Annotated in this window: 24 protein-coding genes and 1 pseudogene; 10 read left to right on the top strand and 15 right to left on the bottom strand. The window is 38.1% G+C overall.

What is annotated here, in order from left to right:
- Nucleotides 1–122: 122 nt before the first annotated feature.
- Nucleotides 123–596, top strand: coding sequence for a hypothetical protein (locus A7A69_RS10940; RefSeq protein WP_152877536.1), 474 nt, complete (start codon nt 123–125; stop codon nt 594–596).
- Between the two features lie 53 nt (nt 597–649).
- On the opposite strand, the gene A7A69_RS17020 is transcribed toward A7A69_RS10940, so the two are convergent.
- From A7A69_RS17020 to A7A69_RS10895, 9 genes are all read right to left on the bottom strand, one after another.
- Nucleotides 650–934, bottom strand: a complete 285-nt coding sequence (locus tag A7A69_RS17020) for a hypothetical protein (RefSeq protein WP_187349218.1) — start codon at nt 932–934, stop codon at nt 650–652.
- Between the two features lie 387 nt (nt 935–1,321).
- Nucleotides 1,322–1,930 carry a superoxide dismutase gene (locus A7A69_RS10930; protein WP_152877532.1) on the bottom strand — a complete coding sequence of 203 codons (609 nt, stop codon included), beginning with the start codon at nt 1,928–1,930 and terminating at the stop codon, nt 1,322–1,324.
- A gap of 174 nt (nt 1,931–2,104) precedes the next feature.
- Nucleotides 2,105–3,196, bottom strand: coding sequence for a redox-regulated ATPase YchF (gene ychF / locus A7A69_RS10925; RefSeq protein ID WP_120368929.1), 1,092 nt, complete (start codon nt 3,194–3,196; stop codon nt 2,105–2,107).
- 98 nt (nt 3,197–3,294) lie between these two features.
- The gene (locus tag A7A69_RS10920) at nt 3,295–3,954 is read right to left on the bottom strand and encodes a methionine ABC transporter permease (RefSeq protein WP_120368930.1); all 660 of its coding nucleotides are present in this window, start codon (nt 3,952–3,954) and stop codon (nt 3,295–3,297) included.
- Nucleotides 3,935–5,005 carry a methionine ABC transporter ATP-binding protein gene (locus tag A7A69_RS10915; protein WP_152877530.1) on the bottom strand — a complete coding sequence of 357 codons (1,071 nt, stop codon included), beginning with the start codon at nt 5,003–5,005 and terminating at the stop codon, nt 3,935–3,937. Before A7A69_RS10915 ends, A7A69_RS10920 begins: the two co-directional genes overlap by 20 nt.
- An 11-nt stretch (nt 5,006–5,016) precedes the next feature.
- Nucleotides 5,017–5,865 (bottom strand): MetQ/NlpA family ABC transporter substrate-binding protein, encoded by an 849-nt coding sequence (locus A7A69_RS10910; protein ID WP_120368932.1) that lies wholly within the window; start codon nt 5,863–5,865, stop codon nt 5,017–5,019.
- Nucleotides 5,866–5,880: 15 nt separating this feature from the next.
- Nucleotides 5,881–7,293 carry an LLM class flavin-dependent oxidoreductase gene (locus tag A7A69_RS10905; RefSeq protein WP_152877528.1) on the bottom strand — a complete coding sequence of 471 codons (1,413 nt, stop codon included), beginning with the start codon at nt 7,291–7,293 and terminating at the stop codon, nt 5,881–5,883.
- Entirely contained in the window at nt 7,293–8,540 is a 1,248-nt protein-coding gene (locus A7A69_RS10900) for an SfnB family sulfur acquisition oxidoreductase (RefSeq protein WP_152877526.1), read from the bottom strand. The genes A7A69_RS10905 and A7A69_RS10900 overlap by 1 nt, the downstream gene beginning before the upstream one ends.
- Before the next feature lie 39 nt (nt 8,541–8,579).
- Complete coding sequence (locus tag A7A69_RS10895) at nt 8,580–9,791, bottom strand: SfnB family sulfur acquisition oxidoreductase (RefSeq protein WP_421721588.1); 1,212 nt, start codon at nt 9,789–9,791, stop codon at nt 8,580–8,582.
- Nucleotides 9,792–10,192: 401 nt separating this feature from the next.
- Here A7A69_RS10895 and A7A69_RS10890 point away from each other — a divergent pair, with 401 nt between their 5' ends.
- Entirely contained in the window at nt 10,193–10,957 is a 765-nt protein-coding gene (locus A7A69_RS10890) for a glutathione S-transferase family protein (protein WP_152877522.1), read from the top strand.
- Between the two features lie 346 nt (nt 10,958–11,303).
- Entirely contained in the window at nt 11,304–12,674 is a 1,371-nt protein-coding gene (locus tag A7A69_RS10885) for an NAD-dependent succinate-semialdehyde dehydrogenase (protein ID WP_152877520.1), read from the top strand.
- An 87-nt stretch (nt 12,675–12,761) separates the two neighbouring features.
- Here the strand turns inward: A7A69_RS10885 and A7A69_RS10880 are convergent, their stop codons facing one another.
- Entirely contained in the window at nt 12,762–14,219 is a 1,458-nt protein-coding gene (locus A7A69_RS10880) for a DASS family sodium-coupled anion symporter (RefSeq protein WP_152877517.1), read from the bottom strand.
- Between the two features lie 239 nt (nt 14,220–14,458).
- Between A7A69_RS10880 and A7A69_RS10875 the strand changes: the two genes are divergently transcribed.
- On the top strand, nt 14,459–15,448 hold the full coding sequence (locus A7A69_RS10875; RefSeq protein ID WP_152877509.1) for an ion transporter: 990 nt from the start codon (nt 14,459–14,461) through the stop codon (nt 15,446–15,448).
- Nucleotides 15,449–15,481: 33 nt separating this feature from the next.
- Here the strand turns inward: A7A69_RS10875 and A7A69_RS10870 are convergent, their stop codons facing one another.
- On the bottom strand, nt 15,482–16,684 hold the full coding sequence (locus tag A7A69_RS10870) for an MFS transporter (protein WP_120368940.1): 1,203 nt from the start codon (nt 16,682–16,684) through the stop codon (nt 15,482–15,484).
- 210 nt (nt 16,685–16,894) lie between these two features.
- On the opposite strand from A7A69_RS10870, the gene A7A69_RS10865 reads away from it, so the two are divergent.
- From A7A69_RS10865 to A7A69_RS10855, 3 genes are all read left to right on the top strand, one after another.
- Nucleotides 16,895–17,332 (top strand): hypothetical protein, encoded by a 438-nt coding sequence (locus A7A69_RS10865; RefSeq protein ID WP_171499492.1) that lies wholly within the window; start codon nt 16,895–16,897, stop codon nt 17,330–17,332.
- 316 nt (nt 17,333–17,648) lie between these two features.
- The gene (locus A7A69_RS10860) at nt 17,649–18,569 is read left to right on the top strand and encodes a LysR family transcriptional regulator (protein ID WP_152877507.1); all 921 of its coding nucleotides are present in this window, start codon (nt 17,649–17,651) and stop codon (nt 18,567–18,569) included.
- A gap of 206 nt (nt 18,570–18,775) precedes the next feature.
- A complete protein-coding gene (locus A7A69_RS10855) occupies nt 18,776–19,771 on the top strand; it encodes a sensor domain-containing diguanylate cyclase (protein ID WP_152877505.1) in 996 nt (331 codons plus the stop codon).
- A 25-nt stretch (nt 19,772–19,796) separates the two neighbouring features.
- Here A7A69_RS10855 and A7A69_RS10850 read toward each other — a convergent pair whose 3' ends face one another.
- Nucleotides 19,797–20,252 carry a DUF441 domain-containing protein gene (locus tag A7A69_RS10850; RefSeq protein ID WP_171406702.1) on the bottom strand — a complete coding sequence of 152 codons (456 nt, stop codon included), beginning with the start codon at nt 20,250–20,252 and terminating at the stop codon, nt 19,797–19,799.
- 282 nt (nt 20,253–20,534) lie between these two features.
- Nucleotides 20,535–20,633: pseudogene (locus A7A69_RS10845) on the bottom strand (5'/3'-nucleotidase SurE); the annotation flags it as partial.
- A gap of 209 nt (nt 20,634–20,842) precedes the next feature.
- Between A7A69_RS10845 and A7A69_RS10840 the strand changes: the two are divergent.
- From A7A69_RS10840 to A7A69_RS10830, 3 genes are all read left to right on the top strand, one after another.
- The gene (locus A7A69_RS10840) at nt 20,843–21,676 is read left to right on the top strand and encodes a hypothetical protein (RefSeq protein ID WP_152877503.1); all 834 of its coding nucleotides are present in this window, start codon (nt 20,843–20,845) and stop codon (nt 21,674–21,676) included.
- A 24-nt stretch (nt 21,677–21,700) separates the two neighbouring features.
- A complete protein-coding gene (locus tag A7A69_RS10835; RefSeq protein ID WP_151980257.1) occupies nt 21,701–22,474 on the top strand; it encodes a hypothetical protein in 774 nt (257 codons plus the stop codon).
- A gap of 452 nt (nt 22,475–22,926) precedes the next feature.
- Complete coding sequence (locus A7A69_RS10830; RefSeq protein WP_152877501.1) at nt 22,927–23,637, top strand: pseudouridine synthase; 711 nt, start codon at nt 22,927–22,929, stop codon at nt 23,635–23,637.
- A gap of 2 nt (nt 23,638–23,639) precedes the next feature.
- Here the strand turns inward: A7A69_RS10830 and A7A69_RS10825 are convergent, their stop codons facing one another.
- Nucleotides 23,640–24,083, bottom strand: a complete 444-nt coding sequence (locus A7A69_RS10825; protein ID WP_120368945.1) for a GNAT family N-acetyltransferase — start codon at nt 24,081–24,083, stop codon at nt 23,640–23,642.
- Nucleotides 24,084–24,191: 108 nt separating this feature from the next.
- Complete coding sequence (locus A7A69_RS10820) at nt 24,192–24,500, bottom strand: type II toxin-antitoxin system RelB/DinJ family antitoxin (protein WP_152877499.1); 309 nt, start codon at nt 24,498–24,500, stop codon at nt 24,192–24,194.
- Between the last annotated feature and the right edge of the window lie 7 nt (nt 24,501–24,507).

Here is a 24,507-nt window from a genome sequence, read left to right as displayed (position 1 = left end):
ACTCATCAAACAGCAATGTAACATTAACAATTCTTAGATTTCAAAAAACAAATTCAGAAAGATTGAGTATTGTCTTGGAATTCACTAGCATAGTGGCGAAATGTTGAGACAGGTAATCGTTGATGATCACTTCAACACCCAAATTTTTGATTTTGGCCCCTTTCATTTTAACTTTGGCTTTGATTTCAGGTTGTAATCAACAAGATCAGAACAAGGCAGACAAAGTTGAAATTAAAGCTGCGCCTACTTTAACCAATGATGCAACGACTTATGCACATAAAGCATGGGAATTGATCAATCAAATTGATCCCGTTGTATACACTAAAAAGATTGATCAAATTGATGAAGAGGTGCGAAAGCCACTTCGTCAGCTCAGTACAGACTGGCGCATTAATGTCAAAATGACAGATTCAGTCACTGAAGGTAAATATGCACTCTGTCGTAAAGCTTTAACTTCTCTTGATACGTGGGCGAGAGAAACAAAAGAGAACAGTGCGACTGTTACCCAAAAGCAGGCAGATTACGAACGTGATAAATCACAATGTAAAGATGCCATTGCGAACCCAACTTTAGGCAATACCGACCCTAAACGTTAAGTTAAAAGTAAAAACGAGATTCATTTGAATCTCGTTTTTCTATTTATATCGAATTAATGTTGTTCGTGACTAGTGGTGGTCGAGGTTGTCGTTGTTGCTGTTGTTTTTGCTTTTTCGGGTTTGCTTGTTTTTACTTCTGTGGTTTTTACAGTTTGCGAGGTTTTCTTGGCTTCAGTTTTTACTGGTTTGGTTTTCGCGCCCGAAGCAGCTACACATTTTCCACCTTTGTGATTTGGGCCTGTTCCACCTTGCAGTGTTGTTCCTTTCGGGCAGGCAAATGCAGTTGCACTGAGTAAAGCTAAAGTGCTACTTAGAATAATGACAGAAATTTTTTTCATAGTTATCTGATGAATATAAGGCATTAGTACCTGATTAAAAAATAGAAGATGAGATCACAATCAAAAAGATGCTTTTTGTGTTGTATTTGCTTAAAAATATTAGAATTTATAGTAATAATTTTATTTTTAATTCAGATTTAAGTTTATATGATTAATCAAAAAATACTGCTGAATATCATACAACAAGCCCTATTGTAAGACATTACAATAGGGCTGTGGTCGCTATTTTGACAAATATACAAAAAAGATGTGGGACTTAAACTTGAAAAAAGTGGCGAAAAAACACCAATAAACCTCCGCACAAAATTAAAATACCTACCATATAACGTAGTAATGCAGGAAAGGACATATCATAAGAACCTGTATACAAAATAGCTAAACCTCTTATTAAATAGCAGCCTGATAACGACGATTGACTTCATTCCAGTCCACGACATTATAAAAAGCAGCAATATATTCAGGACGACGGTTTTGATATTTTAAATAATAGGCATGTTCCCAAACATCCAGACCTAAAATTGGAGTATTTCCATTCATCAGTGGCGAATCCTGATTACCACTACTTTCAACGACCAGTTTTTTCTCAGAAGTCACGCTTAACCATGCCCAACCACTACCAAAACGGCTGATTGCGGCTTTGGTAAAAGCATCTTTAAATGCATCAAAACCGCCTAGTTCCTGATCGATAGCCTCTGCAACAGCACCAGTTGGATTACCACCCCCTTGAGGACTCATGACTGTCCAGAACAGTGAATGGTTAGCATGACCACCGCCATTATTAATCACGACATTTTTAATGTTGGCGGGAACTTCATTTACTTTGGCAACGAGTTCTTCTACAGGCAGTTTTTCCCACTCAGTTCCTTCAATGGCTGCATTGATATTATTAATATAAGTTTGATGATGCTTGGTATGGTGAATTTCCATCGTTTTTGCATCAATATTGGGTTCAAGTGCATCGTATGCGTAAGGCAAAGCGGGTAAGGTGTACGCCATCAGAATGATCCTTTCTTAAAATCAAAGTGTTTTAATCAGCTTTAGTTTAGGGGATGTTGAGTTTTATGTAAATATAATGATAATTATTATCGTTGTATTTATTGTTTATAAGTTTATACAAGTCATAAAAAAACCAGCATGTGCTGGTTTTTTGTTCGTGATTAAATCGACTGATTACACGTTAAAACGGAAATGTAATACGTCGCCATCTTGTACGACATAGGTTTTGCCTTCGAGACGCCATTTACCTGCTTCTTTGGCACCTGCTTCGCCGTTGTATTGTACAAAGTCATCATACGCAATACATTCTGCGCGAATGAAGCCTTTTTCAAAGTCTGTATGAATTACACCTGCGGCTTGTGGCGCAGTTGCACCTACTTTGACTGTCCATGCACGAACTTCTTGCACACCTGCGGTAAAGTAAGTTTGTAGACCAAGCAGGGCATAACCTGCACGGATTACGACATTTAATCCTGGTTCTTCCATTCCCATTGCTTCTAAAAATTCAGCACGATCTTCATCTTCAAGCAACGAAATTTCTGCTTCAATCTGATTGCATAATGGTACAACAATCGCATTTTCTTGTTCTGCGAGTTGTTTTACAGCATCCAGATGGGGGTTATTTTCAAAACCATCTTCAGCAACATTGGCAATATACATGGTTGGTTTTAAGGTCATTAGACCAAAACCACGAATCAGTTTGCGTTCATCGTCACTTAAATCGGCTGCACGTGCTGGTTTACCTTCATCTAATAAAGGCTGAATTTTTTCGAGTACCGCTTTGGTCGCAATCGCTTCTTTGTCACCACTTTTTGCCACTTTGGTCAAACGCAACAATGCTTTGGCAACAGTATCTAAATCAGCTAGAGCAAGTTCGGTATTAATTGTTGCAATATCATCTAGTGGATCAATTTTACCATTGACGTGAATGACATTTTCATCTTCAAAACAACGCACTACATGGGCAATCGCATCTGTTTCACGAATATTTGCCAAAAATTGGTTGCCCAAGCCTTCACCTTTAGATGCACCTGCAACTAAACCTGCGATATCCACAAACTCCATTGTTGTTGGTAAGATCCGCTGTGGTTTTACAATCGCTGCAAGTTTATCAAGACGTGCATCAGGTACAGGTACAATGCCTGTATTGGGTTCAATGGTACAGAACGGAAAGTTTTCTGCGGCAATCGCAGCCTTGGTTAATGCATTAAAAAGTGTCGATTTACCAACGTTTGGCAGGCCTACAATACCGCAATTAAAACCCATGAGATGACTCACAAAAAATGTAAATAAAAAACTGAGGCTGATTTTACATGAAAGCCATGACAAAGTCAGGTCATGGCGAAGTGTGAATCAACACAAGTTTAAACTTTACGTTTATCTAATTGCTGAGAGAGGGTATCTCCAGTGGCCTGAATCAACATGACCAACACAATCAAGACCAGAATCACCGCAAACATAATGGTCAAATCAAATCGTTGATAACCATACCGATAGGCAATATCTCCTAGTCCTCCTGCACCAATTGCGCCTGCAATTGCTGATGAATTAATCATGGTCACAATGGTCACGGTAAAACCTGCCACAATGCCTGGTAGAGCTTCAGGTAATAGGACATGCCAGATAATTTGTTTGCGGTTACAGCCCATTGCTTGCGCCGCCTCAATTAAGCCTTGATCGACTTCACGTAAACTCACTTCGGCAATGCGCGCAAAGAAAGGGATTGCAGCGAGGGTTAAAGGTACGACTGCTGCCCAAACGCCATAACTCGTACCGACAATCCAGCGAGTGATTGGAATCAGTGCCACCATCAAAATCAAAAAAGGGATAGAACGTGTGATATTGATGATCCAGCCGATCGGTTGATTGATTTTTTGTGATGGATAAATACCATGTTCAGATGTACTGACTAAAATCACGGCAAGCGGTAGCCCAATCAGAAACGCAAATAATGCTGAAACACCCACCATCAATAAAGTATCGATTGTTCCCGTAAGTAGCAAATCAATGAGTTGGTCGTGCATAACCGATCACCTCCACATGTTGAATCAGTGTTGTAAGTTGCTGTTTTATCCGTTCCAGATCAAGATTGAGTTGCGGTACACCGACAATTAAAGATCCAATCAAATGCTGTTGAATGGTATCTACATGACTTTGGTACAAATACACTGGCGTATCAAACACGTTTAGAATCTGATTTAAATCGGGCGTATGCTTGATTTCACGTTGGTATTTCAGTTTGATGATGGTATGAGTTGAATCGATTTGCTGCTGTTGATACAACTCAAAAGGTAAATCTAATTGCTCGAGATTTAAGAGTTCCTGTGTAATGGGTTGCTTGGGATTAGAAAATACTGACCAGACTTGTCCTGCTTCAACAATTTCACCATGTTCAATCACCACGACTTGATCGCAAATTTCACGAATCACCTGCATTTCATGGGTAATCAGCACAATGGTAATACCTAGTTCTTTATTGATTTTTTTCAGTAAAGACGAAATGACGGACGTGCTTTCAGGGTCCAAAGCCGAAGTGGCTTCATCACAAAGTAAAATTTCTGGATGATGCACTAGGGCACGGGCAATACCAACGCGCTGCTTTTGTCCACCAGAAAGCTGGGAAGGGTATTGTTCAGCTTTATGGCTTAAACCCACCAAAGATAAAACCTCATCGACACGTGCCTGAATGTCAGTTTTGGCATAGCCTGAAACTTTAAGCGGCAAGGCGACATTTTCCCAGACTGTTTTGGCCGACATTAAGTTAAAATGTTGAAAAATCATACCAATGCGTTGACGTAACTGGATCAAATGTGTGTGATCGAGCGTAGTCAATTCATCTTGATCAATCTTGATTGAACCTGAACTGGGTTGCTCAAGTCCATTTAATGTACGTAATAACGAAGATTTGCCTGCACCACTTTTACCGATAATGCCTAAAATTTTGCCTTGTGGGATATCAAGATGAATATCCTTGAGTGCATGAACTTCTTCTCCATGACTACTGTAAATTTTATTTAATGCCTGAATCTGGATATGTGGTATCGCAAAATCAACCTGTGAACCAAAACTAACCATGATCTTGCTCCTTATACCCAGCCTGGAAACCAGAGTTTTGCACCTATATCTTGATTCAACGCTGCTTTGACTTCAGGTGAATTTTGATAAATCTCTACAAACTTTTTCAATTTGTCGCCTTTATCCTGATAATCATCACGCACTACAAACAAAATGGCATAGCGTTTATTGGTCGTATCATCCAGCACTAAAGCACTTTCAGGATCAACCGTTTTTGCCAGACGTAAATAGTTTGGATAACCAAAAGCCAGATCGACATCATCAATCGCGCGTGCTGTTTGTGGCCCTTCAACTTCAACAAATTGTAGATGTTTTGGATTATTTGAGATGTCACTCAGTTTAGATAAATAGTTATTTGGATCTTTGAGTTCGATCAGCTTGGCTTGTTGTAAGAGGAGTAAAGCACGTCCCTGATTAACAGGATCATTTGGAATGACCACTCTTGCATTTTGCGGTAATTCATCCAGACTTTTATATTTCTTGGAATATAGTCCGACATGAGACGCAGCACCCACACCAAAAGCTTTCAATTTATAACCTGTTTCTTTAATGACATTGCTTAAAAACGGTTGGTGCTGAAAAAAGTTAGCATCGATATCACCATTATTTAAAGTGATATTGGGCGTGTTCCAATCGGAAAATTCGACCAGTTTGACATGAATACCTTGTTTCTCTGCTTCTTTTGCTGCAGCTTGCAGTGGGTGAGCAAAGGGTGGGCTAATGCCAATGACCAGTTGTTCATTCTGAGTGTGGCGCTGTTTATTCCAGATCAATAAACCAACAATAAGAATGACAAAAATTGCCCCAAAGATAATCAGTTTTTTGTTCGGTGAGCGAGAAGTTGAAGAAGATTGAGTCATTGGATACTCCAAAATTTAAGCTGTAATATGTTGTGAATGAGTGTCATTTTTTTCTTGTTTTAACGGTCGACATCGAAATTGATCGACAGGATGAAATTTGGGTAAATAATCGCCTTGTTGGTGTAATTTATGACGTAATGATCCTGTTTCATAAGCTGTTTTATAACGACCGCGTTGTTGTAGCTCAGGAATCACCAAAGCAATAAAATCCTGATGCGATTCTGGTGCGACAGTACGGGTCAAATTAAAACCGTCAATGCCTGTGTCATCAATCAATTGAATTAATTGCTCTGCCACATTGCTGCCACTGCCGACGATCAACGGATAGCGTCCGCCTAAAATATGCTGACTTTTTAAGTCATTCTTGGTGATTTGCTCAGTTTTAAACTTTTCATTGACTGAGGCGATACTGTTACTTTTTTGGTAAGGAATCACTTCGTCATCAGCAAACTTGGATAAATCAATCCCAACTGAACTGGAATAATGCGCAAGCCCAGCTTCAGGACTGGCATATTGACGATACTCAGTCAGTTTTTCTTGAGCAATTTGATCGGTTTCTCCAGTTACTACAGTAATACCCAGAAAAATTTTAATATCATTTGCTTGGCGACCACGGAGTACGGCTTGATCACGAATTTTCAAGACTTGTTGACGAATTTTTTCAGGTTGATCTCCACCAATAAAAATACATTCGGCATGAGCTGTAGCAAAGGCTAAACCACGAGGAGAGGCACCCGCCTGAAATAACACGGGGGTACGTTGTGGCGATGGGGCAACTTGAAAGATGCCCTGACTTTGATAGAAGTGCCCTTGATGCCGAATTTCATGGACTTTTTTAGGATGCGTAAAAATACGATGGGCTTTGTCTTTTTGAATGGCATCATTTTCCCAAGAGCCTTCCCAATATTTATAGCAAAGCTGCAAAAATTCTTCTGCTTGCTCATAACGTAAATCGTGATCTTTCAAGCCTGAATGTCCAATCAAGCGTTCCGCACTGTCCAGATAACCTGTGACGATATTCCAGCCAATCCGTCCTTGCGTCAGATGATCAAGTGAGGCAAAACGCCGTGCAAATTGGTAGGGCGTTTCATAGCTTAAATTTACGGTAACCCCAAAACCTAAGTGTTGTGTAACCGCTGCCATCGCAGAGACCAAAGTCGTGGGATCATGACTGGGTAGTTGGATAGATTCTCTTAACGTTAGGTCAATGTTGTTTTTATAGACATCATAGACCCCTGTGATATCGGCAATAAACAAACCATCGAACAGCCCATTTTCCAAAGTCTGTGCCAGATCAGTCCAATAACTAAGCTCATTAAAACGGTGCGATTGATCACGCGGATGCGTCCATAAACCATGATTGATATGACCGACACTATTCATATCAAAGGCATTTAGTAATATTTGTTTCTGTAATTCTTTTGTCATTACAATGTCCCTCTGCGTGGTGGGAGAACATCGTTTAAAACATAATTTCCAATAAAGTAATATTTCCATCGAGCTGCATCATGTAAGGTATGCACTCGCGCGTTACGCCAGTAACGATCCAAACCATCTTCAGCCTGACTGCCGCGACTGCCCGCCAATTCAATAAGCTTTGAAGATGCTTTTAAGGCGATATCTGTACTGTGCGCCCGAACCTTGGCGACATCAATTGAAGCCTTGGCGACAGTGTCGACAGTGGTATTTAGTCGAGCTGCATCAATTGACAATGCTGCCTGTTTCAATAAAACTTCGCTGGCACGAACATCCGCTGCAACACGACCAATTTCATAAATGGTCAAAGGATCCTGTGCTGCACTTTCCAAGTTAGAATCAATCCATGGACGTGCCTGATGCACACGTGTCAGGGTTTCTTCAAAAGCGGCGCGGGCAATACCAACTTCAATCGCTGCATGCATAATTTGAGCAAATGGGCCAACTAAGGTTGGTTGCTGAAATGCAGTATCAAATGGAATAATATCTTCGGCAGCCACATAGACTTGCTGAAATTTAACACTCCCACTGCCTGTGACACGTTGACCAAAACCTGTCCAGTTATCAATGAGCGTTAAACCTTCACTATCACGTTGGATAAAAGCAAGATATTCACGACCTTCCGCATCGACCACCAATGTTGGAATACGATGTGCAAATAAACTACCTGTGCAATAAAATTTTTCACCATTGACCTGATACCCTTGTTCAAATGGAACAAGTGAGCTTTGTTTTAAACTTGCATTCTTGGGTTTAAATTCTGCCAATGCATTGCCAAAACGCGCACCTGCCAAAACTTCTTGATATAAGCGTTGCTTTTGTGCTTCTGTGCCTGTGTTGCGTAATACTTCTAGCGCATAGAAATGGTTTTGCGGAATCTGACCAATTGACCCATCGACACCACTAAATAATGCAATGATTTTGGCAACGGTTAAGCTAGATACGTCTGCTCCACCGTAGCGTTTTGGTACAGTGATGGCCCAGAGTCCAGATTGACTGAAAGCCTCAATTTCATCGAAAGGTAAAAGACGCTCTGCATCGCGTTGAACACTTTTTTCTTTAAAATATTGACTAAGTTGCGTTGCAATTTCTAAAGCTTCGGCATCATTTTGAATGATCCTTATCGTTGAATAATGTTGGGTACTTGGATGTCTTAGTGCTTTATTAATAGGTTGGTGTGCAGCTTGGTAAGAAGTCATTCTCGTTATCCTTAAATTTAGGTCTTAAATCCTGACTTTTTAAATCCAGGCATGGCGGGCAGGGAACACGCCATTTAGGTAATAATTGCCAATGGCATGGATTTTCCAGCGAACGGGATCGTGTAAAGTGTGTACGCGAGCGTTGCGCCAGTGTTGATCTAGATTGAATTGGCTTAAACTTGCGCGGCTACCGCCAAGCTCGAGCAGTTTTTCAGAAATTTGTAATGCCGCATCATTGGCATAGACTTTGGCTTCTGCGACTAAAATGGATGCTTTTGCGGTTTGCTGTTCTGTTACCCGATCTAATTGATCAAGCTCATCCAGATATTCAGCAGCTTCATCCAATAATAAAATTGCGGCATCAAGTAAAATATTGAGTTTGCCTGTCTCTTGTAAGGTGTAAGGTTCTTGGCGGGCTTTTTCGACATTGGCATCAATAATAGGTCGAGCTTTTCTTACTGCGGAAAGTAAGTCTGCAAAAGCCGCTTCTGCGATTCCCACATCTATTGCAACCTGCATGAGCTGTGAATAAGCACCACGATAGGTTGCTGTTCGAGTTAAAATCCGTTCGTCAAAAATTAAGTTTGGATCAACTTTGACATGATTCAGTTTAACCGTACCACTTGCAGTGGTTCTTTGCCCAAAACCGTTCCAGTTATTGATGACCTCAATTCCGTCACTGTATCGATCTACAATCACGAGAACCACATGTCCTTCAGGATGAATCGCTTTAATGGCAAGCCAGTGCGCAAAAATACTGCCTGTCGAGTAAAACTTTTCACCATCTAAAAAATATTGATCATTTTGTACAGTTAAACGGGTATTTAATGTTTTGGAGTCTTTGCTGTTACGTTCAGGGCCTCCATTGGCAAGCCGTTTACCCGATAAAATTTCATTAAAGATAAATTGTTTTTGTGATTCTGTGCCCATAATGTCGATCAAGTTGAGCAAACTTATTTGATTTTGTGGAATTTGCCCGACGCTAGAGTCCGCTTTATTTAAAATACGAAACACATGTGCTAGCGTTTTATTTGAAACAAAAGCACCGCCGTAACGTTTTGGGATACGAATGCCGCCTAAACCTTTTAGGCTAAACTGATCGATTTCTTCAAAAGGCAAAACCCGCTTTTGATCACGCTGATCACGACCTTCTAAAGCAAAATCTGCGACTTGATAGGCCGCATTTATAGCTTGTTGATCGTTTTGAATCACCTGATTTGATCGGGAGGAATAAAAGTTTAACTCTGACATAATGATACCCACCATTGATATCAGTAGCTTAGAAAAATTATATCTATCCGTTAAACGAAGTATTTCGCGTAGTTTATGAAGAAAAGTGCTTAATCTTTTTTAATCTAAATTAAGTGGTTTTAAGCATTAGAGAAATATTATAATAATCAATCTATTATGTTTAATTTGTATTTTTTACATGCACATCAGACTTTTGATTTATTTAAATCAAAGATATACACGTCAAAAAAATATATAAATAAGTCTAATAGTTTGACTCGCAATTTTTAGCTAAATAGGCAATTTAAGCTCATTGTTGGCACAAAAAGTACATTGTTTTCATTGTGGGTTACTTTTAAAGTAAGCAAAACAAGATGTTGTTTTTTACATTTGGTTGACTAAAAAAATAAATTGGAGTTTTTATGCGGGTTTTATACCAGTTTCCTTTATCTCATTATTGTGAAAAAGCTCGCTGGTTGCTTGATCATAAGGAACTGGATTATGTCGCACATAATTTGATTCCTGGTTTCCATCGCGCTTTTGCACAACTAAAAACAGGTCAAAATAAGTTACCGATTTTAAAAGATGATAAACGCTGGATTGCTCAATCTACCCAGATTGCTTTATATCTGGATGATCATTATCCAGAGCATTCGTTATTGCGTCGAGATCCGCATTTAAGAGAGCTGGCCATTGAAATCGATAAAATTGCAGATGAATTAGGCATACATGTGCGGCGCTGGAGTTTAGGTCAAGCATTGACTCATGGTGATGAACCACTTGAAATCATGATGGGTGAACAAGGCTATTTGCGCCAATTTGAAAAGTTTTCAAAACCAATTTTGAAAACTTTAGTCACCAAAAGTTATGAACTTGAGGATGAAAAAATTGCTCAATCCAAACTGCGTATGGATGAATTGGTATTGCTGCTCAATGACCGTCTGATTGATAACTTCGGGCGTTATCTGGTGGGTGATCGTTTAGGTCTGGCAGATATTGCAGTTTGCTCGATGCTTTCGCCAATTTTAGAACTTTCTGGAACGCCGTGGGAGCGGGAAAATAACGAAATCAGTTCACCTGAATTACGTCAATACAAAGATTATTTACTGAGCCTCCCGCTTGGACAATATGTACAACGTATCTATGAAACTGAACGTAATGCGCGAGTAGATTGGCGCGGGATCTAACTTCAATTCACCACGATATTTAAAACCTTATTTTTATCAAAAATAAGGTTTTTTACTTACATCTTTTGATTTTTATAACATACAAAAATAACGATTTTGCTTACTCAAATACTGTTCAAGACATTGTTTTGTATCATTGGGTGAGGCTTTAGAGACGTTTTGCTGCAAACGCTATTCAATGTCCTCAACTGTCTTTAATGTGGATATGTATTCAACTGGTGACTTGCCTCGTCGAGTCATGTGTCAACAATCTCGTTTTATAAAATGCCATTTAACCAAATACTGATTTGGTGTGTTTAAACAGTTCAAATTTAATTTTAGATAAACATAATTATTGGAGATATCCATGAGTTACCAATCGATTAATCCTTATAACGGTCAAACCCTTAAAACATATCCATTTCATGATCAATCAAAAATTGATCAAAGTCTCGCAGATGCTGAAAAGTTATTAAAATCGGATTGGTCGCAAAAAGATTTAGAAAAACGCATTTCACTACTCAAAAAAGTAGCGACCAATTTAAGAGAGCAAAAACAACAATTAGCACAACTGATGTCAACAGAAATGGGTAAGCTCATTAAACAAAGCCTTGGTGAAGTCGAGCTATGCGCTCAAATTGCCGAATACTATGCTGAACATGCACAGAAGTTTCTGAGTCCGCAAAAATATCCGACCAATATGGGAGAGGCGTGGGTTGAACATCATCCACTCGGTATTATTATGGCGGTTGAACCTTGGAATTTCCCGTTTTATCAACTTATGCGGGTATTTGCACCAAATTGTGCAATAGGTAATCCAGTTTTAGCCAAACATGCCAGTATTGTTCCGCAATGTGCCGAAGCCTTTGAGAAAGTCATTCATGAATCTGGTGCTCCAGCAGGGGTTTGGACAAATTTATTTATCTCAACTGATCAGGTCGCCGATATTATTAAAGATCCGCGTGTACAAGGTGTTGCTTTAACAGGTTCCGAAGGTGCAGGTAGTAGTGTTGCAGAGCAAGCAGGAAAATATGTTAAAAAGTCGACGCTAGAGTTAGGCGGTAATGACGTTTTTATTGTACTGGATGATGCAGATATAGAACGTGCCATCAAAATCGGTTGTCAGGCGCGTATTAATAATGCAGGTCAAGTTTGTACCGCAGCGAAACGCTTTATTTTGCATGAAAAAATTGCTGAACAATTTAAGCAAGGCATGATTGATGCTTTTAAAAAACTGAAAACTGGTGATCCACTGGATGAGTCGACAAGCTTAGGACCTTTATCTTCAGCTTCGGCAGCAGAAAACTTACATAAACAGGTGGTCAAGGCTGTTGATGCTGGAGCCACATTAGTATTGGGTGGTAAACCTATTGATGGAGCGGGTAACTTTTTTGAAGCGACCATTCTTGAAAATATTCAGGAAACTAATCCTGCATGGTATGAAGAGTTTTTTGGCCCCGTTGCACAATTATATGTGGCTCAAAATGATGATGAAATTGTAAAAATTGCCAATCAATCACATTATGGTTTGGGTGGTGCAATTCATTCCAAAGATATTGAGCGGGCTAAAAAATTAGCTTCTCGTGTCGAAACGGGCATGATCTGGATCAATAGTCTGACCCAAACAGCACCAGAGTTGCCATTTGGTGGCGTTAAGCGTTCAGGCTATGGGCATGAACTTTCTGAACTTGGTTTTAATGAATTCGTACAGAAAAAGCTTGTAGTGATTCCGTCTTAAAATGAGTTAATTCAATAATAAAGCCTGTTATGATCTTTTCATAACAGGCTTTAACCTTCTCAAATCATGTAGAGAAATTTAAGGTTATTACCAATAACCGAGAAGTTTCCACCAAATTCCACCGATGACAATAAAAATCACAATATTGACCACGCTCATAACGAAGCCTGCTTTCCACCATTCCCCTAGAGTGGTATAGCCTGAGCCATAGATAATTGGTGAAGTTCCTGTTGCATAATGAGTCAGTGTCATCATGATACTAGAAGCTGCTGCCATCATAAGGGCAAACAACATCGGAGGAGCACCCAGTGCAATACCTGCTGTATAAAAAGCAGCAAACATAGCTGTAATATGTGCAGTCGTACTTGCAAACATATAGTGCGCGTACATGTAAGTCAGCATTAATAATAAACTGGCAAATATCCAGTTCAGCCCGAGATGAGCAATATTGCTTTCAAGAACGCCTGAAAACCACGTAATTAGTCCAAGTTTGTTAAGATAAGTTGCCATCATGACCAAAGCCGCAAACCAAGTAATGGTATCCCATGCACTTTTTTGAGTGAGAATATCATCCCAAGTTAATACCCCTGTCAAAATCAATAAACTTAAACCAATAAAAGCAGTTGTTGTGGCATCAACTGACCATGAAGGGCCAAATATCATGGCGGGGATTCCTGCCCAAAGAAAAAGCATAATGCCAAAAATAAAGAGCATGATGATTTCATTGATGCTTACAGCGCCCATTTCTTTTAAGCGTTCTTTGGCAAATTGAGCAGCATTTGGCGTGCGCTTAATTTCTGGCGGATACATCCAGTAGATCACCATCGGCATGATAACTAATGCGATTACACCAGGCACTAGCATGGCAATTGCCCACGTACTCCAACTGAGTGAAATTTGTGATCCCGTTGCTTTTGCGACCAGATCAACCACTAAAGGGTTTGGTGCAGTGGCTGTGACAAACATTGCGGATGTAATTGGGTTGGCATGATAGTTCACTAAAGCCAGATATTTACCCATACGACCTTCAGTGCCTTTAGCTGGATCGGAATCATAACTGGTGGCAATAGCACGGACGATTGGATGGATAATTCCACCGCCACGCGCAGTATTACTTGGCGTAACAGGAGCAAGAATAAGTTCGGATAGCACCATACTATAGCCAATGCCAATGGTACGTTTACCCCAAACTGCAATAAATAAATAGCCTAAGCGTGCGCCCAAACCTGTTTTTTGTAAACCTTTGGAAATCATAATAGAGACACCAATCAACCAAATTAAAGGATTGGCAAAGCTGCTCAAAGCATCCTTAATCGCTTCACTTGGTTTTGGATTGGTGACTCCCGTGAGGGCAACCAATGTGATCGCAATGATGGCGATCGCACCAATCGGAAGTGCTTTCCCAATAATTGCAGCGATCACACCGACAAACATGGCCAATAAATGCCATGCTTCAGGGGTAACACCTTGAGGGATAGGAATAATAAACCAGATGATGAGGGTCAAAGCACAGGATATTGCAGCTGGAATTGGTTTAAAGCCCATAAAAACCGCCTTAGAATAAATAGATTAAGCTTATAATTTATGTATTTAGCATTATTAAGTTGAAGGGTAATGCTTTATCGTTTGTGATTTAATTATGAAAGAGTCTTGATTTATTACCAAATAAAGAATTGTTGCCTGTCTGTTAATACATTCCCAAAAGGAAAGTTCTAAAAGCTTACACAAATAGAGTGGGCGTGATAAATTGAGCAAAGTATTGAGCATAATTATAAGTTTTGTTTATGGTGGCTAAATTTTCCATACGTCATTTACGTCGTTTTGTTTTTAATCATTTACATAATCATGATTATGAAAGTACTTTAAGTCGCGTACTTAATTTTTTTCTGATTTTTTTGATTGTTGCAAACGTCTTGGCAGTCATGCTGGAGTCGATCGATTCAATTTATTTTGCTCATCAAAAGATTTTTGATTTATTTGAAACCTTTTCAATTGCATTATTTACAATCGAATATCTATTGCGTTTTTGGTGTGTTGTTGAAGAATCTCCTGATCAACCTGCATGGAAAACACGCTTGAAATGGGTGACTAGTGGTGGTGCGATCATTGATTTATTAGCCATTTTACCCGCATATCTTAATTTTATTGTACCGATTGATTTGCGTTTTCTTAGAATTTTACGATTACTGCGATTGCTCAAGCTGACTCGCTATTTTGTTTCACTACAGATATTGCTGTCAGTCATTGAACGGGAAAAAGGTTCATTTCAGGCTGTCATATTTATTTTATTGATCATGATTGTGATGGCTGCTGGTGGAATTTATGTGGTCGAAAATAAAGCACAGCCCGGCGTTTTTAGTTCTATTCCAGAAGCAATGTGGTGGGCTGTCGTTACATTGACTACAGTTGGATATGGTGATGTTACCCCAGTGACCAATATTGGCAAGTTATTGGGCGCAGTGATTACCATTTTGGGTGTAGGCTTGGCAGCATTGCCTGCGGGTATTTTAGCGACTGGACTTGCGAATGAATTAAGCTTGCGTAATCAGAAACTTGCTCAGGAGTTTAGAAATCTCGTTCTTTCAAATCAGATAGACTATTTAAATGAAACCAAAGAAATTGAACGAATACGCAAAAAAATAGGTTTAGGTAAAGAGCAAACGCATGAAGTGATTATGCAACTGATACGTGAAAGGGATTTAGAAGAACAGGAACAACAAAAGAAAGCATTTAAATATTGTCCACATTGTGGTGAAAAGCTTCCAGAGGCATGAGATTACTCGGCTTTAATCTCATGCCTGATGAAGTTATTTTTTATATTTTTCTACAGCAAAAGCAATGAGTAAAATTGCTAATCCACCTAAACTCAGTACAAATCCGACCCAGATTGGAGCAATCCAACCCATCTGATGACTTAACACCCATCCACCTAAAAAAGCGCCTAATGCATTCGCCAGATTAAATGCTGAATGATTCAGCGATGCGGCCAATCCTTGAGCCTCGCCCGAAACATCCATTAACCGCATTTGTAAGGTTCCACCTAGCCCCATTACTGTAAAGCCGATTAAAAATAATGCAAGTATCGCTGTATAAAGTTGGCTCATCATAAAACTGGCAAAAACGAATGCAAGCGCAGAACTAATCAGAACGCCAACGATGGTTTTATTTAAATTCCGATCGGCTAACCAGCCTGCAAGTAAACCACCAATCACCATACCCACGCCCCAAATTGAAAGTGCAATGGGAACGATATCAATATTCACTTTGGTATATTCTGTGAGAATAGGAGACACATAGCTATATACGGAAAACATACCACCAAAACCTACTGCGCCTACAGCCAGTGTCAGCCACATGTGTATATTTTTTAAACCTGCTAATTCAGTCTTAATACTTGCTGTTGCATGAACAGGAATTTGAGGAACAAAAATAATAATTGCAAATAATGTAATGAAGGCAATAGCGGATGAAAATTCAAAACCTGAACGCCATCCAAAATGTTGACCTAACCATGTTGCAAGTGGAACGCCCAATACCGTTGCAACGGTCAGTCCCATCATCATTTGTGCAACTGCGGACGCACGTTTTTTAGGTCCAGCTAACTCGGCTGCAACAAGTGCGCCTACACCAAAATAAGCACCATGAGGAAATCCCGCAATGAACCGTGAAATCAAAACTGTTTCAGGAGTATTTGCGAGCGCTGTTAATGCATTGGCAATTCCGTAAAACAGCATGAGACCAAGTAATAGCGACTTACGAGGAATACGTGCACCTAAAATGGCAATGACAGGTGCACCTATCACCACACCCAGCGCATAAGCGCTGATAAAATGCCCCGCCTCTGGGACACTGATATGTAGATCTGTTGCGATCTCCTGAATCAGTCCCATTGCGACAAATTCAGTTGTTCCAATACAAAAGCCACCAATCGCTAGCGCTAAAATGACCCAGAATAAGGAATATTGTCGGGGTGAGCCCGAAGCAATCGATGTATTTGATTTAGATGGCATAAAAAAATTGAGAGAAATGGGAGAATAATCAAGAAATAATTATAGTTGAAAGAGATCATAATAGTTAACTAATTTACTCGGGGTTAAAGATTTTTAACATCTTTACAGAGATAAATAGTGATTGAAAAAAGCTATATACAATATATATTTGCATGCTGCATTACGGGGCTTAATTCGGTGATGGAGTTAATCAGAATAATGAGTATGAAGATGTTAAAAAAATGTATGGCTGTGGGGTTGTTAGTTTCTGTATTCACCAGTACTGGTTGTGCTGTAGTAATGGCAAGTAATCAGCCCAGTAAGAAAAATTTAAGTGTTCTAAATACAGGTATCTCACGTAATCATGTGATTGCTGAGTTTGGTGCACCTGTTACAAGTGAATATAAAGATGGTCAGCGTGTAGAAATTTATACTTTCCAACAAGGTTATTCCAAAGCAAATAAAACCAGTCGTGTGATTTGGCATGGCTTAGCAGATGTCGCTTCGATTGGTTTGTGGGAAGTCATTGGAACGCCTGCAGAATCATATTTTGATGGGAAGAAACTTTCTTATCAGGTGATATTTGATCAAAACGACAATGTTGAAAGTCATCAGTTACTTTCAATGGTTGCTCAATCACAAACTCAAGTTAATGATGTTGAAAAATAACTTTATGGTTAATTTGATAGACCAATCGTTCTGATAAAAAAGCCCTAGGTCAACCCAGACCTAGAGTTTTTGGTTATAGTTTTTTATGTTTTATCTTTAATTTTTTTAACGCATTGATTTTTAATATTTTAGTCAAAAGTTAGCAGCTAAACTACTTGATCTGTCAAAATGGGACTAGAAAATTATTGTGTTTTAAAGACATATAAGTTGAGCCATATTCATTTTATGAGAGAATAATGAAATACAATTTATGTTGAATCAGGCTAATAAATTATATGATATAATGAATAATATTCACTATTTTTGATTCGACTTTATGCTTGAAATTCGCCATCTTAAAACTTTATTAGCTTTACGTGAGCATGGTTCATTGGTCGCCGCAGCTAATGATCTATGTTTGACTCCATCAGCGATTTCACATCAGCTTAAAGAACTTGATCATTGGTATGGGGTAGAGGTGGTTAATCGCCGTAGTCGACCTGTGACTTTTTCAAATGTTGGTCAAAGGTTATTAAAACTTGCCGATGATGTCTTACCTCAGATTCAAATTACGCAAAGTGATATTACGCGCATCGTTCACGGACAAACAGGTCGAATCATTTTTTCTTCAGAATGTCATAGTTGTTTTGACTGGTTGATGCCATTACTAAATCAATATCGCCAACAATACCCTGATGTCGATCTGGATTTTGCTTCTGGTTTTGAAGCCAATCCACATGAACTCTTGCAAAATGGTGAGTTTGATTTGCTAATCACCGCAGATCCAATCGAGTTAAAAGGCATAGAATATTTTCCAATTTTTGAATATGAGTCTCGACTGGTGTTGTCCAATACACATCCATTGGTACGTGCTGAAAACATTACTGTGCAGAATTTAGCTGAAGAAACGCTGATTACTTATCCAGTTGATAAACATCGTTTAGATATCATGGCACATTTATTTATACCCGCGAATGTTCAACCCAAGACCATCCGTACTACCGATTTAACACAAATGCTTATTCAGTTGGTTGCGAGTGGTCGTGGTATTTCCGCCTTGCCTGATTGGGTGGTGAGTGAGTATGAACAAAAAGGCTGGGTCACGAGTCGCCGTTTGAATTGTGTTACACCACAGGGTTTACGTCGTACTTTATATGCAGGTTATCGGACTGATGAAAAAGAAAAAAGTTATTTTGAAGGGTTTTTAAAACAGCTTGAAAAATTTTCTCAGAAACGAGCCCATTATTATTCATCTTAAGCCTGTTATTTTATGGCAGGCGATTTTCATTTTCTATAAAGATCGTTTGTCATCGGTTAGTTTTGAAAATGTGCTTTTTTGAGCGCATGAGTCTGTTTATTTTCTATGCATTTTTCTTTACAAGTCGTAAAATTTCCTATAAGCCTTTCCTTATTATTTTAATAGTTAAAAATTAATTATGTTTTAAGTATGGTTTAGGGGTTTGAATGTCTGGTAATTATCAACCGACAGTCCAACAATTGCTTTCAGTCATTAAGACACAGACTGCTATTGTAAAACTGGGGCTGGATTTAAGCGCAGTGATGATGGTTGTTGCTCAACAATCAAAAACCATTATTGAGGCAGATGGCGCTATTATTGAACTTTTGGAAGCGGATGAAATGGTCGTTCATGCGGTGTCTGATAGTGACTTAAATTTACTTGGGCATCGCATAAAAATTAAAAATAGTCTTTCTGGCTTATGTATTGAAAAAAAACAAATTTTATATAGCACTGATACTGAGCTAGATTCCAGGGTTGATGTCATCGCTTGTCGTTATGTTGGACTTCGTTCAATGGCGGTGGTTCCGCTTATTCATTGTGATGAGCCATTAGGTGTATTAAAAATATATTCCAAAAAAATTGCAGCATTTGAAACGGGTGATTTGCAACTACTTGAATTAATGTCTGAACTTATCGCAGCAGCTATGTATCATGCGACACGATTTGGTACGCAAGAATTGTATCGTATGGCAACGCAAGATGTGCTTACCGAGCTGTCCAACAGAAGTCAATTTTTGGATCATTTTAGAAGATGTCTGGCTTCGACTCAGTCCACTCAGAATTACTTTGCTTTATTAATGATTGATATGGATGGGTTAAAAGTGATTAATGACCAATATGGACATCGAGTAGGCGACGCAGCTTTAAAAGAGTTTGCGCAAAGATTAAAAATGGTGATTCGTGTTCAAGATCATCTTGCTCGTATTGGAGGAGATGAGTTTGCAATCATTCTCACTCAGTTGGTTGATCCGAAGTTGAGTTTAAATGTGGTTGATCGAATCAATGACATTTGTGAACAAGTATTTATGTTTGAAAATAAAAATTTAAGCATTCGAGCCAGCACAGGAGTTGCGATTTATCCAACCCATGCAGATACAGTTGAACAATTACTAGAATATGCAGATCAGCAAATGTATCTGTCTAAAAGATCAAAAAAATAGTCCGAAAATAATTTTGATGGGAGAATTATTGAGAACCTATCAGTAAAGATAGAATTCCTGCTGCAATCAGTGGCCCGACAGGGACTCCTCTGAGTACCGCGACACCAGCCACTGTACCAATCAATAAACCCGCCACTACATCGGGTTGATTGCTCATGAGCTTAACTCCACGTCCGCCTAACCAAGCAACTAATAGACCAACTGCAATGGCTAAAATGGATTTGTAACTCATGAATGATTTAAGAATTGTATCACCACTTAATTTGCCACTGGCGATCGGAGTAAGAACACCAATGGTCAAAATAATAATGCCAATATTTAAACCATGTTGTTGTAAATAAGGAAAAAATTGATTCAAAGGGGTAAGTTTGAAAAAGATCAATACACCAGCAGCAATCGTGACTGCCGCATTTTGACTGAAAATGCCACAAGCCAGTAAAACGAGTAAAACCAATAGGTTGACATCAAGCTGGGACATGATCATGGCAATAAAAGTGTGTATTGGGGAGTGGTGTAGTGTATAACGTTTTTTTATTTTACCAATGGTTGAAAAAGATCATTTTTCTTTTTGGTTATTTGATAATCGCAAGCGCCATTTGCTTCATATAGCTTAAGTAAGTATAAATTAGATTAGTCTCACATAGGGTGCTGGTATGAGTTGAGTAAAAGTATTTGCATTAATATCAGGGGTGATTAAAAGAAAAGTTATGCTAAAATCTTGGTGTCAGTGGAAGTATGAGTAGTCACACTTTAACTCGTCTTATAAAGCTTTAATATTACTAGTTAGACCATCATTGCTAACTAATAATATATTTATTGCAAAAACTTGTGTTGTACAAGCAGATAAAATAAGGTTGCCCAATAAATTTTTTTCATATCAAAACCATTGCTTTATTAAATCTGAAAGTAGGCAGAAAATAAAATATATTTAATTTTTATTAATATTAAAAAATATTTTAAAAAAATAATAAATTTAACTTTATTGTCATTAATTCAAATTAAAATCCAAAAATTTCATGATATTAAATTATTAAAATTTTTTTTAAACTTAAACATATCTAGGATTAGATAATGAGTGAATTTCCCGATAGTAATCGTAGAAAATTTCTAGCTGTAGGTACTGCATTGGTTGCAGGAACTTTATTAAGTGGTTGCAATGATAATGACCAGCAGCAAGAAATAAGTAATCAAGAGCCAATAAATGACTCAAATTTACTAACTCAAATTACAGCTAAAATGAATATACAGTTAGGCGATGCAAACATTGCAAGTATTGTCTCTCCCATCATACTTGACTGTTGCTTCAACTGGCAGTTACCACAAATTAAAGCCAATAAAATCAATAGTATCATTGGTTATGCTTTTGGTAATCGTCCTAATCAACAAAGTGGAAATACTTCTAGTAATGGTGGAAATCAAGCAGCAATGCCTGATCCTGGCCCAATGAATGAAGCACTTGCGGATACAATTTATAGTATCTATAAATTAAAGCCTGTCAAAATTTATGCTCAATGGGAAATTGCTCGTTTTTTAACATCTAAATATCATTTAGGTGAAGATGTGTTAACTTCTATTGAGCCAATCATCGCGTCTGATGGAACCATTATCTATCTCAGCACTGATGATGTCGCCAATACAATTATTAAAATTTCTGGAGGAGCAGCTGTATTAGGTAATGCTGCTATTGTAGGTCATAGAGATCACGCTAAACGATGTATCTTGACTTCACAATTACGTGGAATAAATGCAGCCGTAGTCCAAGAAGTTTCTTTGCCAGTTATCTATGATGAACAGTCTGGGCAACCTTGGACACGCAGTCGCGATCTGTACCTCATTCACGATATATATGCACAGCTTTATAGCAAAACAATGCTATTAACCAAGCAAGCATACCCTCAGGGCTAATACCTTACTTTAGGAAATCTTATAATGTTAACACGTCGACGTTTTCTTACCTTAGCTCCCTCTATTGTAGGCTTGTACACAATTGGTTCCTCGGTTTTTGCGACCGCTTCAACTTTGGCTGCATCAGACGCTGAATTAAAGCGACAAATGTTAGGTAAATTAACGACTGAATTGAATGAGGCCACTTTGGCAAATACACAGACTCAGCATCTGTTTAAGACATTATTTAATTGGGATACTGCTACTTTCGATCTAAATACAATTAATACGATTGTAGCTTACAGCTTTGGATATCGCCCAGCATTGAATGGTAATACAATGCCAGAGCTTGGACCTATTAATGAGCAAATTGCCGATGCGGTGTATGTGTTTTATCAAATGACTCCAGTATTAATTTACGCACAATGGGAAGTGGCCTCTATCTTAAAGTCAAAGTATCATCTAGAGAGCAATAAAGTCATTTCAGTAGGTAATCCAACTATCAATACAAATGGAGTCATTACAGCAAGTATTGATCAAGTGGCAGATATGATTGTTAAGAAAGCAAACTCAGCTATTGGATTAGGTAAAGTTGCGATCTTTACTCATGCAGATCAACAATCTTTAGCTATTGATATATCTAAAATTTATGGAATGAATGCAGCAATACCCAAAGGAATTGTGATGCCATTAGATTATGATATCGATGCTTTACCAGTACAAAATCGGAGGAGAGATTTATATATCTTAACTAATCTTTCAACACGAATGGGTATTCTCCGAACCCAATTAATTAATCAAAAATATCCTAATGGTTAATTTTTAGAGTTATCAATTTTTTTTAAAGTATAAGTTAATTAGCTAGCATATAATACAAATAAGTAATCCGCTTATTTGTATTATATTTATGAGAGAGGTTTAATTTAAGTTCATAGAATATAAATTATATAAGAAAAAATAAATGATGAAACTTATATATAAAGGTCATTACTTTGAAATCATAATATTTTAAATTTTTGGTAGAAAAATTGATTGTAATACGCTTTAAGAGTTTGGTGGATGAAATTCATGCAAGTTTGAAATTGATTAATAAGTTTGTCGAACTATTCAGATTTTACATTTGTATTGCCCCTTAAATCTTGTTGATTTAAGCAAAGCTTAAAATTTAAATTTTTGTGTAATTACGCTATATCTGTCTAATTCTGACTATTTCGACTCATTAAATTTATAAAATCAGTTAAACTATAGCATCGCTTATTTGGGATGTTGTTATGCTGTTGGAAAAAATGTTGCAGTCACAAGGTTTTGGTTCTCGTAAACATTGCCAGCAACTGATTAAAAACGGAGCAATTAAAATTCAGGGTGAAGTCCAGACTGATATTAAACATCATGTCAAATTAGAAGATTTGAACTTTTCAGTTTATGCTCAAGATTATACTTATCGCGAAAAAGTGTATATTGCGCTGAATAAACCCCAAGGTTTTGAATGTTCACATCAACCACAGCATCACCAAAGTGTTTTTAATTTATTTCCAGATCTCTTACGTGAACGCGGACTTGCTGCGGTTGGACGCTTAGATCAAGATACAACAGGGCTATTATTACTGACTGATGATGGTCAATTTTTACATGCGTTGACACACCCCAAACGCCATGTGCCAAAGATTTATCATGTCACGACACTCGACCCGATTTCTCAGGAACAATTAATCGCGCTAGAAAATGGAGTTGAGTTACATAACGAAAAAGGAATTTTTGCTGCGACAGATGTTCATCTATTAAATGAATATCAAGTCAGTTTAACGATTCATCAGGGTGTTTATCATCAGGTTAAACGTATGCTTGCTGCAGTAGGAAATAAAGTTCAAGCACTGCATCGTCAGCAAATTGGTGAATTGGATTTGCCTGAGCTTGAATTAGGGGAGTGGATTTATTTAAATAAAGCGCAAATTCAGGCAGCACAACAATCAAATTCACAGTGAAATTATTTAAGAAAACAGTGATAGGTAAGAAATGCATCATCCTGAATAAATCCCATTGACTCATAAAGTCGTTGAGATTCTACATTGGTTTTCTGAGTTTCTAGACTAATCCTTAGTGCACTTTCATGTCGTGCAAATAATATTGCAGTATCGATGAGTTGTCTGGCAGATCCCTGACGACGATAAACTGGCGTAACATACACATCGTCTAAAATATAATAATTCGAACATGCAACAGAAGAAAAACCCAGATAAAGTAAGACGAAACCTGTAAAAACATCGTCTTTGATATGAATAAAAATCACACTTTCTTTATTTTCGAAGCGTTGTTTTAGAAAATTATAAGATTGTTTAAGATTGGATGAAGCGCCATAAAACTGACGATATTCATCAAATAACACCGCAAGCTGATTTAAATCTTCCAATGTTGCTCTTCTTACAATCATCTGCTTTCTCCATATATTTTATTAATTATCCTAAACATGGAGAGCATAACGAAAAAATTTAAAGAAGAACGTTAAAACTTGTTTATATTTATAAATGAGAATTGAAGTTTAAAGTTGATCACTTTCACCTAACAGCGCATTTAGCTCTTCAAAAAATGCATCATCGTCCAGTTCAGTGTCCGCTCCATTATGAGTAATCTGAGCGGAGCCAGATTTCATTTTGCGTAGTTTGAGTAACTGTTCCATATTGATATTTTGGTTTTCAATGGCAAAGGGGATAGATTTGGTCAGTACCACTTGTTTAAAGAATAGACGAACCGCTTGAGCAGGTGTAATCCCCAGTTGTTTAAAAACAGCAAAGGCCTGTTTCTTTTCTTGTGAGTCAAGGCGAACCTGATAGACTTCTGTTTTTCGCATGAATAAT

It is taken from the genome of Acinetobacter guerrae (assembly GCF_009372255.1).
In the GTDB taxonomy this organism is placed as follows: domain Bacteria; phylum Pseudomonadota; class Gammaproteobacteria; order Pseudomonadales; family Moraxellaceae; genus Acinetobacter; species Acinetobacter guerrae.
The sequence above is the reverse complement of the archived record's forward strand: the minus strand, read 5'-3'. Positions and strand labels throughout refer to the sequence as shown.